Annotated in this window: 1 pseudogene; it reads right to left on the bottom strand. The window is 76.4% G+C overall.

Annotated features, from left to right (window positions below):
* Nucleotides 1–606: pseudogene (locus KUM32_RS42810) on the bottom strand (LuxR family transcriptional regulator); the annotation flags it as partial.

Raw genomic sequence — 606 nt, 5'->3', positions numbered from 1 at the left:
GAGTCGGGGCGCGCGGGCGGCTCGGGCGGCGCGTCCGAGCAGACCGCCTCCGCCGCCGACAGGTCCCACCCGCCGGCGAAGACCGAGGCGCGGAGCAGCACGGTGCGCTCGCGCTCGTCGAGCAGGTCCCACGACCAGTCGACCACCGCGCGCAGCGTCTGCTGGCGCGGCAGTACGGTCCGGCTACCGCTGGTGAGCAGGCGGAACCGGTCGTCGAGCCGGTCCGCGATCTGGCGCGGCGACAGCATCCGCAGCCGGGCCGCGGCGAGTTCGATGGCCAGCGGCAGACCGTCCAGCCTGCGACAGATCTCGGCGACCGCCCCGGCCGTCTCCGGGTCGCGCGCCGGGTCGAAGCCCGGCCGCACGACCGCGGCGCGCTCGGCGAACAACTGGTGCGCCGGCGCGGGCGCCAGCGGCTCCACGGGGCGCACCGCCTCGCCCGGCACGCCGAGCGGCTCGCGGCTGGTGGCGAGCACGGTGACCTGCGGGCAGTGCGTGAGCAGGGTCTCGGCGAGTTCGGCCGCCGCCTCGATGACGTGCTCGCAGTTGTCGAGGATGAGCAGCAGCCTGCGGTGCGCGCAGTGTTCGACCAGGCGCGCGGTGGGT

The organism is Streptomyces sp. AC627_RSS907 (assembly GCF_019049165.1).
Note: the sequence above shows the minus strand (reverse complement) of the source record. Positions and strands in the feature narration are given on the sequence as shown.